The sequence below is a fragment of the Enterobacteriaceae endosymbiont of Plateumaris braccata genome (assembly GCF_012563325.1).
In the GTDB taxonomy this organism is placed as follows: Bacteria; Pseudomonadota; Gammaproteobacteria; order Enterobacterales; family Enterobacteriaceae.
Map to the genome: position 1 here is coordinate 390,065 of NZ_CP046232.1, position 13,851 is coordinate 403,915.

Here is a 13,851-nt window from a genome sequence, read left to right on the forward strand (position 1 = left end):
CGATGCCGCTCGACTTGCATGTGTTAAGCTTGCCGCCAGCGTTCAATCTGAGCCATGATCAAACTCTTCAATTAAAACACAAAAATTAAATAAAACAAAAAAAGTTAAATTTAATTTTTTATTTAAAATAAATTTATAAAATAACAAAACTCTTATAAAAGAGTGCCCTTAAAAATTTTTTATATATTGTTAAAGAACTATATTAGATAAAGCATTAATCTGTATCTTACATCTAAATTCTAAAGAGTCAAGAATTTTTTACAAAATTAATAATAATTTTAATTTATTTTAATTTTTTTAAAAAAATTAAATCCTTGACTAATTAAATATTTTTTTATTTTTTTTATTTTTACTGTATATTTTGTATATAGAATTATATTTTTTTGTGTATTAAATAAAAATTTGTTTTTTGTTATAATTTTTTTTATTTTAGATAGTATATAAATACTAGAATCTAAAAATTTAATATTTTTAGGTAAAATTTTTTTTAACTCATCAAGAATTAAAGGAAAGTGAGTACAACCTAATATTATAGTATCTGGAAAAATTTTTAAATTATACCAAGGTTGAAATATTTTTTTAATTTTTTTTAAAGATATATTTAATCCTTGTATTTTTTTTTCAGATAAAAAAACTAATTCTTGAGAAGATAAAACTTCTATAATACAATTTTGACGAAAATCTTCAATTTTATTTTTTACATAATAATTTTCTAATGTTGTTTTTGTTGCAATAATACCAATTACACCATTATTTGTTATATTAATAGAATCTTTTATAACTGGAGTAACTCCTATTATTGGAAAAGAAAAATAATTTTGTATTATAGGAATACTAGAAACACTGGCTGTGTTACATGCTATTATTGCTAATGAAATATAATAATGATATGAAATTTTTTTTAATATTTTTACACAACGTTTATAAATATAATTTTTAGATTTTATTCCATAAGGAAAAAATTTATTATCTAATAAATATATGAAATGTATTTCAGGAAATATTTTTTTTATTTGACTATATACTGATATTCCACCTACTCCTGAATCAAAAATAAAAATTGTTATTTTACACTTAAAATGTAATAATTTATTATTCATAATAAAATTTCTTTTTTTATAAATTCTAATTTTTAGTAAAAATCATAATAATTATTAATTTATATTTAAATAATTAAATATTTATTTTATTATGAATAATATATAAAATATAGAAAAAATTAATCAATTATTATTAACGTATACACAATTTTTATAATAACAAATATAATTTTATAAATTAAAATAATGAAAAATCCAATTTATTTAGATTATGCATCTACTACACCAGTAGATAAAAGAGTTTTAAAAAAAATGATGAAATATTTAACTATAGATGGAATTTTTGGTAATCCTTCTTCTAATTTACATATATTTGGATGGAATGCAGAAAAAGCAGTTGATATTGCTAGAAAAAATATAGCTAAATGTCTGGGATGTCATGATAATGAAATTATATTTACATCTACAGCAAGTGAATCTATTAATATAGCAATAAAATCTATAATTAATTGTTTTAAAAAACATAAAAAACATATTATTACTACTACAATAGAACATAAATCTGTGATAGAAACATGTGTTTATTTAGAAAAAATTGGATTTTATGTTACATATCTAAAACCATCTAAAAATGGTTTAATAAACTTAAATAAATTAAAAAAAATAATTAATGAAAAAACAATTTTAGTTTCTATTATGCATGTTAATAATGAAATTGGAGTAATTCAAAATATATCGAAAATAGGTAAAATATGTCATGATAAAAATATAATTTATCATGTTGATGCAACACAAAGTATAGGAAAATATCCATTTAATTTAAAAAATATGAATATTGATTTAATGTCATTTTCTGCACATAAATTTTACGGTCCTAAGGGAATAGGAGCTTTATATATTAGTAAAAAAAAATCTAATGTTTTTTTAAAAACTTTTATCCATGGAGGTGGACAAGAACAAAATATACGTTCAGGCACTTTAGCAGTTCACCAAATAATTGGTATGTCAGAAGCATTACTTATATCTATTAATGAAATGGAAAAAGATAGGATAAAAATCCAAAATTTAAAAAATTATTTATGGAATAATATAAAACATATAAAAGGAATATTTTATAATGGAGATTACTTACATAGTTCACCTTACATAATTAATATAGGTATAAAAAATATATTGAATAAATTACTTATCATAGAAATGAAAAATATTGCTATTTCTCTTTCATCAGCATGTACATCTTATTATTCTCAATCTTCATATGTATTAAAATCAATAGGATTAACAAATGAATTAATTAAAAATTCTATACGTATTTCTTTAGGTAGATTTACTACTAAAAAAGAAATTGATTATACTATTTATAAGTTACATAAATCAATAAATAAAATAATATATAATAAAAATAATTTTTTTATTAATTAGAATTTTATTTTTTAATTAAATTAAACTTATTAATATTTATATATATTACAATAATATATTATATTATATGAACAGAAATAGTATTAGTTGTTCCACTAGGCACTAAAGCTCCGGAAACCATAACAATAACATCTCCTATAACAGCATATTTACTAGATAAAGCAACTTTTTTACCTATATGATAAAAATCATCTGTGGATAATATTTTTTTTACTAATTTAGGTATTATACCTTTACTTAATATCAATTGTTTAGAAGTTCTAATATTAGTTGTTAAAGCTAAAATCATAGCTTTAGGAAAATATTTTCTTACTGATTTTGCAGATTTTCCTAATTCTGTAGCTACAATTATTAAAGGTGCTTCTAATTTTTCTGATATTTCTACAGCACTACGACATATTGCATCAGTAATACTCATTTCTATAGATTTTTCATAAAAGTTTATTCTATTATTCATAGTTATATCTGTTCTTTCACAAATATTAGACATAATAGCAACAGATTCTAAAGGATATTTTCCTTTAGCACTTTCTCCAGACAACATAACAGCATCAGTACCATCTAAAATAGCATTAGCTACATCTCCAGCTTCTGCTCTGGTAGGACGAGGATTTTTAATCATAGAATCTAACATTTGAGTTGCAGTTATTACTACTTTACCAAAAAAATTACATTTATTAATCATCATTTTTTGAGCAAAAATTACGTCTTCTACAGGTATTTCTACCCCTAAGTCTCCTCTCGCTACCATAATACCATCAGAAACATTTAAAATATCATCAAAATTATTTAAACCTTCTTGATTTTCAATTTTAGCTATAACTTGAATATTTTCCCCTTTATTTTTTTTTAAAAAATTTTTAATTTCTAATATATCTTCTTTTTTTCTTATAAACGAAGCAGCAATGTAATCTATATTATTTTTACATGCAAATATTAAATCATCTTTATCTTTTTCTGATAAAGATGGTAATTTAGTAGATATTCCCGGTAAATTAATTCCTTTGTTTTCTGATAATTTACCACTATTTAATACTTCACAAATAATATTATTATTATCTATATTTAATACTTTCATTTCTATGAGACCATCGTCTACAAGTATTTTATTTCCTATATTAAGATCAAATATTAAATTAGGATATGTTATAGCTACACAATGATTATCACCAATAATAGATTGATCTGTAGTTAAAATAAATTTTTGTCCTGATTTTAGATATACATCTACACCTTTTTTAAGTTTTATAGTACGAATTTCTGGTCCTTTAGTATCTAATAATATTGCTGCAGTTTGTCCTGTTATATTAATAATTTTTCTTAAATTTATAATACGTTTTTCATGATCTTTATGATTACCATGAGAAAAATTTAATCTCATAACATTCATACCTAAATTTAATAATTTAGACAATATTTGTCTAGATTCAGAACTAGGTCCAATAGTACATATTATTTTTGTTTTTTTCATATATTGCCTGTTTTTAAATATAAAAAAGTTAATTTTAAATTTTTAAAATATTATAAATAATAATATATTATTAATATAATTAAACAAAAAATTATTTATTAATTAATTCTATTATCTTTTTTTTTATAGTATTTATAATAACTTCTATTCCTTGTAATCTAGATAAAGATAGATATTTATCTAAGGATAACTTTTTAAAATATGATTGAATATTAAATTGAATAATTTCGTTATAAGTTTTATTATTATAAAATATAAAAATAATTGCTAATAAACCTTGTACTATAGAAGAATCGCTATATCCTTTAAATAATACGTGATTGTTCGAATCAATTTTTAAAGTTATCCAAACTTGACTTTGACATCCATGAATTAAATTTTTTAAAGAATGATGTTTTTGAGAAAGAATTGAAATTCTATGTCCTAATTCTATTATATATAAATATCGTTCTTCCCAACTATTACAACGTTTAAAATTAGTTTCTAATATATTTTTGTTAGGTAATATTTTTATAAACATAATTATTTAGTTAATAAATTATTTATATAGATCAATTTACTAATAAAAATATCTATTTCTTCAAAATTATTATATATAGAAAAAGATATTCTACACATAGATTTAACATTATAATATTTCATTAAAGGAATAGCACAATGATGTCCGGTACGTATTGCAATACCATATTCATCAAGAAAACATCCTACATCATAAGGATGACAATTTTTTAAATTAAAAGAAATAATACCTATTCTATTTTTTAGAGAATTATTACCAAAAATTTTAATATTTGGTATATTAGACATTTTTTTTAAAGCATATAACATTAAATTTTTATTATGATTTATAATATCTTTTATATTAAATGATGTAAACCATGATAAAGCAGCACCTAATCCTATAATACCAGCAATATTAGGCGAACCTGCTTCAAATTTCCATGGTATTTTTTCCCAAATAGGAAAATTATTACAATCAATGTTACTTATCATTCCACCTCCACCCTCCCAAGGAGATATTAATTCTAATATTTTTTTTTTACCATAAAGAATACCTATTCCTGTAGGTCCAAAAATTTTATGTCCTGAAAAAACAAAAAAATCACATCCAATATTCTGAACATTAACTATTTTATTTGTAACTGCTTGAGCACCATCTATTACTGTTAAAATATTTTTACTTTGAGCTAATTTTACTATTTTTTTTATAGGATTAATTATTCCTAATACATTAGAAATATAAGTAATGGATATTAATTTAGTTTTTTTATCTATTAAATTATAAATTTTTTTATAGTTTAATTCTCCATTTTTAGTTAATGGTATGATGTGTATATTAAATCCTATTTTTTTTGATATAATTTGCCATGGAATAATATTAGAATGATGTTCCATTACTGATATAATAATATTATCTCCTGATAAAATATTATTTACACCCCAAGTATTTGCAATTAAATTAATTCCTTCTGTAGTACTTTTAGTAAAAATTATTTCTTCTGTTTTTTGTGCATTAATAAAAATAGCTACTTGACGACGTATCTTTTCCATAATATTAGTTGCTTTTATACTTAATGTATGTGTACCTCTATGTACTGATGAATAATATTTAGTATAAAATTTATTTAATGAAGAAATAACTGATATTGGTTTATGTACAGTAGCAGCATTATCAAAATAAATAAAGTTATGCTTATTAACTTTATGTGATAAAATTGGAAATTGTTGCCTAATTTTTATTAAATTAAAATTCATTAAAAATATTCTCTGTAGAGAAATAATTTGATAAATATTTATATACTTCTTTTTTAAAATTATCATCACAAATATTTTGAATTAAGTCAACTAAGAATGCAAAAAGAAGTATATTATTAGATTTTTTAAAATCAATACCACGGGTTCTTAAAAAGAATAATTGATTATTGTCTATTTTACCAGAAAAAACACCATGTTTACATTTTACATCATCATTATAAATATCTAATTTTGGTTGAATATTTATTTTTGAAAAATTATTGAGTAATAATCCACTATAATTCATTTGTCCATCTGTTTTTATAGCCAATGGATTAATTTTTAATAATCCTTTAAAATTTATAATAGAATTATCAGAAACTATTGCTTTATGAAGTTGATTACTATAACAATATTTTTTATTATGTTCTAAATAACTATTAATATAAGAAATATTGTTTCCTTTTGATAAGGATAAACTTTTATAAGTTAATTTAGAATTGTTTCCATTAAATTGAAAATTATTATTTTGATATATAATTCTGTTAGACATTAAAAAATCATATTTTGTAATATAACTATTATTTTTAAAAAAATAATCATGATTAGCAAAATAATAATTTTTTTTATCGCCAGTAATAAATTTATAATGTGTTAAATTTATATTATTACCTAAAATTAAAGTTGTATAAATATTATTAAAATAAGATTGATTAATATTGATATAATGTTCAAATATTTTAATAGATTTTATTTTCTGAATATTTATATAAACTCTATAATTTGACATATAAAAAAAATTTTTGGTATTATTATTACCTATATTAATATATATTAAATAAAGTGGTTTTATATCACTAATATTATTTAAATTTACATCAATAAAAATGATTTCTTTAGATAAAGATTCTGATAAATGAGTAAAAATATTATGTTTAATAAAAATATTTTGATAATTTAAAATATTAATTTTATTAATAGTTATTTTATAAAATATATTATCTATATCACTTATATTTTTATTCAATTTTCCATTTATAAAATATAAAAAAACAGCATCTATTTGAAAAGTAAAATTTACTAAATCTTTTTTTAAAAATTCTCTTGTTAAAGGAATTTTAAATAATTTATTATTAATAATATTTAAATATGTATTTTTTTTTACATATGTTGGATCATGTAATAAATTTTTTAATTTTAACCAATGATTTTCTGAATTTTTTGAAAAGTATTTTTGTTTATGTAATTGATATATATAATTTAATTGTTTTAATAAATTATTACTCATTAAGCCAACCATAGCCTTGATCCTCTAATTGTTTAACTAGTGTAAAATCACTAGATTTCACAATCTTATTATTATAAAGTATATGTACATAATCTGGTTTAACATAATCTAAAATACGACGATAATGAGTAATAATAATAAATGATCTAGTTTTAGATCTCATAATATTTATTATTTTTGAAACTTTTTTTAATGCATCAATATCTAAACCTGAATCGATTTCATCTAAAATACATAATTTTGGTTCTAAAATTAACATTTGTAATACATCATTAATTTTTTTTTCACCACCAGAAAAACCCACGTTGACAAAACGTTTAAGAAAATTTTTTTTTATATTTAACATTTTTATTTTTTCGTGAATTAAATCTTGAAATTCAAATCTATCTAATAAAGATAATCCATTATATTTTCTTATTTCATTTAATGATGTATATAAAAATAAATTATTAGTTACTCCTGGTATTTCAGGAGGATATTGAAAAGATACAAAAATACCTTCTCTTGCTCTTATTTCAGGATTCATATTTAATAAATTTTTTTTTTTGAAAATTATCTCTCCTTTAGAAATCATATACTCTTTTTTTCCTACTAAAATATATGATAAAGTACTTTTTCCTGATCCATTAGGACCCATTATAGCATGAATTTCACCAGAATTAATTTTTAGATTAAGTCTATCTAATATTACTTTATTATTTATATGTACATGAAGATTTTTTATTTTTAACATAATTTATTTAAATAATATTTAATTAAAAAATTTTAACCAATACTTTTTTCTAAATTAATTGATAATAGTTTTTGTGCTTCTATAGCAAATTCTAAAGGAAATTTAATAAAAATATCTTTACAAAATCCATTAATAATCATAGAAATAGCATTATCCATATTAATACCCCTTTGTAAACAAAAAAATATTTGATCTTCTCCAATTTTAGAAGTTGTAGCTTCATGTTCAACTTGTGATGTATTATTAGCAATTTTTAAATTAGGATATGTATGAGTACTACATTTTGAACCTATTAAAATAGAATCACATTGAGTAAAATTACGTGAATAATTTGATTTTTGATTAATTTTCACTAAACTTCTATAAGTATTTTTACTATTTTCAGTAGAAATGCTTTTAGATATAATTGTGGATTTTGTTTTTTTTCCAATATGAATCATTTTAGTTCCAGTATCAGCTTGTTGATAACCATTTGTTAAAGAAATTGAAAAAAATTCACCAATAGAGTAATCTCCTTTTAAAATAACACTAGGATATTTCCATGTAATAGCAGATCCTGTTTCTGATTGAGTCCATGACATTTTGCTATAATTTCCTTTACATATTGCTCTTTTAGTAACAAAATTTAAAATCCCTCCTGAATTTTTATTGCCTGAAAACCAATTTTGTACAGTAGAATATTTTACTTTAGCATTTTTTAATAATATTACTTCTACAACAGCAGCATGTAATTGATAATTATGTCTTATAGGAGCAGAACATCCTTCTATGTAATTTACACTGCTATTTTCATCTGCAATTAAAATAGTACGTTCAAATTGCCCAATATTTTTTTCATTAATACGAAAATAAGTAGACAATTCTATAGGACAATTTACATTTTTAGGTATATATATAAATGTTCCATCAGAAGCTACAGCTGCGTTTAAAGATGCAAAAAAATTATCATTAGCAGAAACAACTGTACCTAAATACTTTTTAACTAAATCAGGATAATTTTGAATAGCACTATTTAAAGAACAAAAAATTATTCCTTTTTGAAATAATTTATCTTTATGAGTTGTAATAACAGATACTGAATCAAATATTCCATCAACAGCTATATTTTTATTATTGATAGGAATCTTTAATTTATTAAAAGTATCTGATACAGCATTTGTAAAATATTTATTTTTATTAATATTGGGATTTATATTTAATGTATTATTATTTTTAATAGATAAAGGTGCAGAATAATAAATATAATTTTGATAATTTAATTTATCAAAATTTCCATTTAACCAATGTGGTTCTTTGCTATTTTTCCAAAAATTATATCCTTTTAATCTAAAATCTAACATCCATTTAGGTTCATTACGAATTTTAGATATTTTTTTAATTATATTTTTATTAATTCCTGGTATTAATTGTTCATTTTTTAAATTTGTAGAAAAACCTTCTTTATAAAGAGATTTTTTTTTATTAAAAAATTTAATTTTATTTTCTATATTATTATTTTGCATAGTAAATTTCTTTAATGTTTAATATTAAAACTTTCTCCACAACCACAAGATTTTTTGATTTTAGTATTATAATATTTAAAATATTCTTTAAAATCTTCTTGAATAAAATCTATTATTGTTCCATCTATAAAAATAATGTCTATTCTTTTTATATATATATAGATATTATTATATTGAAAAATTAAATCATTTTTAAAAGGCTTTGTTATTAATTCAATTTTATATTTAAAACCAAAACAACCTGTTTTTTTTAAAATTAATCTAATACCATTAATAGTAGGATATTTTTTTATTATTTTATTAATTTGTAATAATGAATTATTAGTTAAAAAAATTCCTTTCCAAGATTCTTTACAAAAAAAATGTATTAATTTCTTTTTGAACATAATTACCATCCAAAAAATAATGAATTATATTATTAAAAATATAATTTATTTAAAATGTTTAATTTTAATTAATATTATTTAATCAAATTATATAAAACACAAAAAAATTAATTATTAAAAATATTTAAATTATTTTAATAATAATTTTTATTATAATAAAATATAAATTTTATTAATATATAATATAATTATTCATAATTACTTTTAAATAAATATTTTTTCAATTATAAATAAATAATTAATAATAATTAAGTTAAAGTTAAATCATATAATATATAATTATTATATATTAATTATATTGTTTATTATAAATAATATTTATTAAATATATTTTTTTATAAGATATAATGTTTTTTTTACTATTGATAATTATTGTTATATAATTTTCTGATATATTAAATTAATAAAAATTATATTTTTGTTTTATGTAATGAAAATTCTTGTAAACGGAAACCTAATAAAAATAATACTAACATATATAATATTAAAATAAAAAAACAAAAAATACATAAAAATATTATACGAAATTGTAAACTAGATAAAATTAACCATTGTTCAGAAATTATCATAGAAAAAAATAATAATAATATACCTAAAATAGTAGTAACAATTGTTATTCGTATAAGAAAATTGTACCATCCAGATTCTGGAATATAAATTTTATTTCGTACTAATTTAGATAATAATAAAATAAAATTTAAAAATGCAGCTAAACATATTGATATAGCAAAACCAATATGATGTAAAAAATAAATAAATATAGGACTAATTAATTGAGTAATAACTAAAACAAATATTGCTATTGATACAGGAGTTTTAACATTTTGTCTAGCATAATACCCTAAAGCTAGAACTTTAGATGTTATTATAAATAATAAACCTATAGCATAAATAATAAGATTTTTTTGTGTCATTAAAACATCAAAATAAGTAAATGCTCCATATTGAAATAAAGAAATTAATAATATTTTAGAAAAAAAACCTAACATTAAAGAACTTGGAACTATTAAAAGAAAACATAAACGTAAACCCAAATCTATTAATTGATTATATTCTTTTTCATTGTTTGTAGTAAATGCATCTGTTAATGCTGGCAATAATACTATACTTAATGCAATAGCAAACATTCCAATAGGTAATTCCATTAAACGATCAGCATAATAAATCCACGTAACTGAACCTGTAATTAAAAAAGAAGCAAAAACAGAATTAATTAATAAAGATATTTGAGTTGCAGATACACCAATAATAGCTATACCCATTTTTTGAAAAACTTTTATTACACCATGAATATTATTATATATAACAAATTTACAACGTGGTTGTACTAACATATTTATTCTTTTTAAATAAATTAATTGATACATTAATTGTATAAAACCTCCGATTATAACAGACCATGCTAATATTAATACTGGAGGATTAAAACAAAATGGACAAAATATTATAAAAAATATCATACATAAATTTAATAATATAGGAGTAAATGCTGGAACTAAAAAATTTTTCCAAATATTTAAAATAGCACTTGCTATGGACGATAAAGAAATTAAAAGGATATAAGGAAAAGTTATTTTTAACATTTTAGAAGTTAATAGTAATTTATAAGTAGTAGTAACAAATCCAGGAGCTATTATAGAAATAATAAAAGTAGAAAATATTATACCTAATACAACAACAATTGATAATAATATTGTTAATATTCCTAATACAGCAGAAATAAACTCTTTAGTTTCAATAATACTTCTTCTATTTTTATATTCTGCTAAAACTGGAGTAAAAGCTTGAGAAAAAGCTCCTTCAGCAAAAATACGACGTAATAAATTTGGTAATTTAAATGCCATAAAAAAAGAATCACTATAAACACCAGCACCAAAAATTTTTGCTATAAGACTATCTCTAATAAAACCTAATAATCTAGATAATAATGTTATAATACTAACCATTGTTAATGATTTTAACAAATTCATATTTTTCCTTAAATAAAAATAATTTTTTTATGTACATAAATTATTTCAATAAAAATTTTAATATATATAAAAGTTTTATATATTTACTATAATAGTTTCATACAAAATTAATTTTAAATAAATATTAGTTTTATTTAATATTTAATTTTTACAAAAGTTGTATCTTTATGTTAGGTTATATAACCTAATAAATAATAAAATTATTTATATATTAATAAGGAATTATTATATGAATTTAAAAGAAATATCAAGAGCAAAATTGCCAACTATATGGGGAGAATTTATTATAATAGGTTTTGAAGAAATATCTACTGGAAAAAATCATATTGCTTTAATTTATGATATAAATAAAATTTATAAAACAAATATTGTCTTAACAAGAATTCATTCTGAATGTTTAACTGGAGATACTTTATTTAGTCTTCGTTGTGATTGTGGTTTTCAATTAAAATCATCTTTAATACAAATTTCTAAAGAAAAATGTGGAATATTAATTTATCATAGACAAGAAGGTAGAAATATAGGATTATTAAATAAAATTACAGCTTATAATTATCAAGATAATGGGTTAGATACCGTACAAGCAAATCATAAGTTAGGTTTTGCTTCAGATGAAAGAAATTATAATGCATGTGCAGATATATTAAAAATATTAGGTATTTTAAAAATAAAATTATTAACAAATAATCCTAGTAAAATTAATATTTTAAAAAAAAATGGTATTAATGTAGTTAGTCGTATTCCATTAATTGTAGGATATAATTCAAAAAATAATCAATATTTAAAAACTAAAGCTAGTAAAATGGGTCATATTTTAAAATAATTAAATTTAACATTTATTATTTTTGTTAATAATTTGTTTAAAGTAATTTATTAAATTATTTAAAATGATAGTTTTTTTTTCATCATTTTGATATTTATCTAATAAAATTTTTGTTTTATTAATATAATTAAAAATATAATCTTTATTAAAAATATTTTTTTTATATAAATTCCATTTATTTTTTTCTAAATTATTTAAAGTTTCAAAAAAATTTCTAGCTCTATATCTAAATAATAATTCATTAGCTCTAGAATCATTAAAAATAAATTTACTTAATTTTTTAATTGGTGTGTGATGGATTTTTTTAAATTTTTGTAAATCTGAATATCCAAAAAAATTTTTATATAATTGTGTATCGACATTTTTAATATCAAAAAAAACATTTTTACTATAAAATTCAATTAAATGAGAAAAAATAATATTTTTAATTTTTAAAAAATTTCTTTTAAAGATTAGAAAATTTGCTTGATAATAGGTTAAATTAAAATTTAAACGTTTAATATCATTTAATTTAAGTATGTTTATTGGTAATAATAAAGGTGAATTATTTATATTTATAAATTTTATATAGACTAAAAAATTAATACTCGAAATATTATTTTTTAAATCTAAATTCATAAGTTCATTAACATTATTAATTAAATCAAAAGCAATTAATATATTTTTATTTTTAAAAGACCAAAATAATGGAACAATACATCCTATATTATTATTTAAATTTTTGTACATATTACTAATATAAATTAAAGGTTTTAATTTAGATAAATTAATAATTTTTAATATTTCTTTTTTTGTTCTATTTTTAAACAAATAATTATAAAGAAGCAATTGTTTTTTTTTAATTAATTTAGCAATTTCTATTGTTCTATAAACATCAGATAAAGCATCATGTGATCTATAATATAGTCTAATATTATTAATGCTTGCAATTTTTTCAAGATTAAAAACTGGGATATTATTTATTTTGGGCCAATTAATACCTTTTGGTCTTAAAATATAACATGCTCGTACTAAACTTAATATATCCCATCTACTATTATTATTATTCCAATAACAATTATATGGATCATAAAAATTTCGATAAAATAAATTACGGCTAAATTCATCATCAAATACAATATTATTATATCCTACAATACAAGTATGATATTTAGAAAATATTTCATTAATTTTTTTTGCTAAATCACATTCAAGTATTCCTTTAGAATTAACAATTTGTGGACTTATATTATTAATAATAACAGATGTAGGATCAGGCATATAATCCATTGGTAATTTACAATATAATACGATAGGATCTTCTATAAAATCTAAATTTATATTAGTGCGTATACATGCAAATTGTGCTATTTTATCTATAGATGGATTTAAACCAAAAGTTTCATAATCATAAAATAAAAAATTAAATTGATCTTTTATAATTTTATTATTCATTAACATAATAAATAATATTATTATAGTTTTATTATTAAAACAATAAAT

Annotated in this window: 12 protein-coding genes and 1 rRNA gene (1 of these 13 running past the window's edge); 2 read left to right on the forward strand and 11 right to left on the reverse strand. The window is 19.3% G+C overall.

Annotation, left to right across the window (positions count from 1 at the left end; genetic code table 11):
• A 16S ribosomal RNA gene (locus GJT80_RS01900) occupies positions 1 to 74 on the reverse strand (it extends 1,494 nt beyond the left edge of the window).
• 204 nt (positions 75 to 278) lie between these two features.
• Positions 279 to 1,100 carry a glutamate racemase gene (gene murI / locus GJT80_RS01905; RefSeq protein WP_168867688.1) on the reverse strand — a complete coding sequence of 274 codons (822 nt, stop codon included), beginning with the start codon at positions 1,098 to 1,100 and terminating at the stop codon, positions 279 to 281.
• 186 nt (positions 1,101 to 1,286) lie between these two features.
• Between murI and GJT80_RS01910 the strand changes: the two genes are divergently transcribed.
• The gene (locus GJT80_RS01910; RefSeq protein WP_168867689.1) at positions 1,287 to 2,462 is read left to right on the forward strand and encodes a cysteine desulfurase family protein; all 1,176 of its coding nucleotides are present in this window, start codon (positions 1,287 to 1,289) and stop codon (positions 2,460 to 2,462) included.
• A 58-nt stretch (positions 2,463 to 2,520) separates the two neighbouring features.
• Here GJT80_RS01910 and pykF read toward each other — a convergent pair whose 3' ends face one another.
• The 8 genes from pykF to murJ all read right to left on the reverse strand — a co-directional run bounded on the left by pykF (position 2,521) and on the right by murJ (position 11,546).
• Positions 2,521 to 3,933, reverse strand: coding sequence for a pyruvate kinase PykF (gene pykF, locus GJT80_RS01915; RefSeq protein ID WP_168867690.1), 1,413 nt, complete (start codon positions 3,931 to 3,933; stop codon positions 2,521 to 2,523).
• Between the two features lie 91 nt (positions 3,934 to 4,024).
• Positions 4,025 to 4,453, reverse strand: a complete 429-nt coding sequence (gene sufE / locus GJT80_RS01920) for a cysteine desulfuration protein SufE (RefSeq protein WP_168867691.1) — start codon at positions 4,451 to 4,453, stop codon at positions 4,025 to 4,027.
• A 2-nt stretch (positions 4,454 to 4,455) separates the two neighbouring features.
• On the reverse strand, positions 4,456 to 5,688 hold the full coding sequence (locus GJT80_RS01925; protein WP_168867692.1) for a SufS family cysteine desulfurase: 1,233 nt from the start codon (positions 5,686 to 5,688) through the stop codon (positions 4,456 to 4,458).
• Complete coding sequence (locus GJT80_RS01930) at positions 5,678 to 6,967, reverse strand: SufD family Fe-S cluster assembly protein (protein WP_168867693.1); 1,290 nt, start codon at positions 6,965 to 6,967, stop codon at positions 5,678 to 5,680. Before GJT80_RS01930 ends, GJT80_RS01925 begins: the two co-directional genes overlap by 11 nt.
• Positions 6,948 to 7,688: a Fe-S cluster assembly ATPase SufC gene (gene sufC, locus GJT80_RS01935; protein ID WP_168867694.1), complete on the reverse strand. Its 741-nt coding sequence runs from the start codon at positions 7,686 to 7,688 to the stop codon at positions 6,948 to 6,950. The genes GJT80_RS01930 and sufC overlap by 20 nt, the downstream gene beginning before the upstream one ends.
• Positions 7,689 to 7,720: 32 nt before the next feature.
• Positions 7,721 to 9,190: a Fe-S cluster assembly protein SufB gene (gene sufB, locus GJT80_RS01940; RefSeq protein WP_168867695.1), complete on the reverse strand. Its 1,470-nt coding sequence runs from the start codon at positions 9,188 to 9,190 to the stop codon at positions 7,721 to 7,723.
• A gap of 11 nt (positions 9,191 to 9,201) precedes the next feature.
• Positions 9,202 to 9,576: an iron-sulfur cluster assembly accessory protein gene (locus GJT80_RS01945; RefSeq protein WP_168867696.1), complete on the reverse strand. Its 375-nt coding sequence runs from the start codon at positions 9,574 to 9,576 to the stop codon at positions 9,202 to 9,204.
• 410 nt (positions 9,577 to 9,986) lie between these two features.
• Positions 9,987 to 11,546 (reverse strand): murein biosynthesis integral membrane protein MurJ, encoded by a 1,560-nt coding sequence (gene murJ / locus GJT80_RS01950; protein WP_168867697.1) that lies wholly within the window; start codon positions 11,544 to 11,546, stop codon positions 9,987 to 9,989.
• 229 nt (positions 11,547 to 11,775) lie between these two features.
• Here murJ and ribA point away from each other — a divergent pair, with 229 nt between their 5' ends.
• Positions 11,776 to 12,369, forward strand: a complete 594-nt coding sequence (gene ribA, locus GJT80_RS01955) for a GTP cyclohydrolase II (RefSeq protein WP_168867698.1) — start codon at positions 11,776 to 11,778, stop codon at positions 12,367 to 12,369.
• Between the two features lie 6 nt (positions 12,370 to 12,375).
• Here ribA and sbcB read toward each other — a convergent pair whose 3' ends face one another.
• Positions 12,376 to 13,803 (reverse strand): exodeoxyribonuclease I, encoded by a 1,428-nt coding sequence (gene sbcB / locus GJT80_RS01960; RefSeq protein WP_168867699.1) that lies wholly within the window; start codon positions 13,801 to 13,803, stop codon positions 12,376 to 12,378.
• Positions 13,804 to 13,851: the final 48 nt, after the last annotated feature.

What these genes read in the sequence shown, in the direction of transcription:
- murI (WP_168867688.1), bottom strand. Translation starts at nt 1,100, where the DNA reads ATGAATAATAAATTATTACATTTTAAGTGTAAAATAACAATTTTTATT.
- GJT80_RS01910 (WP_168867689.1), top strand. Translation starts at nt 1,287, where the DNA reads ATGAAAAATCCAATTTATTTAGATTATGCATCTACTACACCAGTAGAT.
- pykF (WP_168867690.1), bottom strand. Translation starts at nt 3,933, where the DNA reads ATGAAAAAAACAAAAATAATATGTACTATTGGACCTAGTTCTGAATCT.
- sufE (WP_168867691.1), bottom strand. Translation starts at nt 4,453, where the DNA reads ATGTTTATAAAAATATTACCTAACAAAAATATATTAGAAACTAATTTT.
- GJT80_RS01925 (WP_168867692.1), bottom strand. Translation starts at nt 5,688, where the DNA reads ATGAATTTTAATTTAATAAAAATTAGGCAACAATTTCCAATTTTATCA.
- GJT80_RS01930 (WP_168867693.1), bottom strand. Translation starts at nt 6,967, where the DNA reads ATGGTTGGCTTAATGAGTAATAATTTATTAAAACAATTAAATTATATA.
- sufC (WP_168867694.1), bottom strand. Translation starts at nt 7,688, where the DNA reads ATGTTAAAAATAAAAAATCTTCATGTACATATAAATAATAAAGTAATA.
- sufB (WP_168867695.1), bottom strand. Translation starts at nt 9,190, where the DNA reads ATGCAAAATAATAATATAGAAAATAAAATTAAATTTTTTAATAAAAAA.
- GJT80_RS01945 (WP_168867696.1), bottom strand. Translation starts at nt 9,576, where the DNA reads ATGTTCAAAAAGAAATTAATACATTTTTTTTGTAAAGAATCTTGGAAA.
- murJ (WP_168867697.1), bottom strand. Translation starts at nt 11,546, where the DNA reads ATGAATTTGTTAAAATCATTAACAATGGTTAGTATTATAACATTATTA.
- ribA (WP_168867698.1), top strand. Translation starts at nt 11,776, where the DNA reads ATGAATTTAAAAGAAATATCAAGAGCAAAATTGCCAACTATATGGGGA.
- sbcB (WP_168867699.1), bottom strand. Translation starts at nt 13,803, where the DNA reads ATGAATAATAAAATTATAAAAGATCAATTTAATTTTTTATTTTATGAT.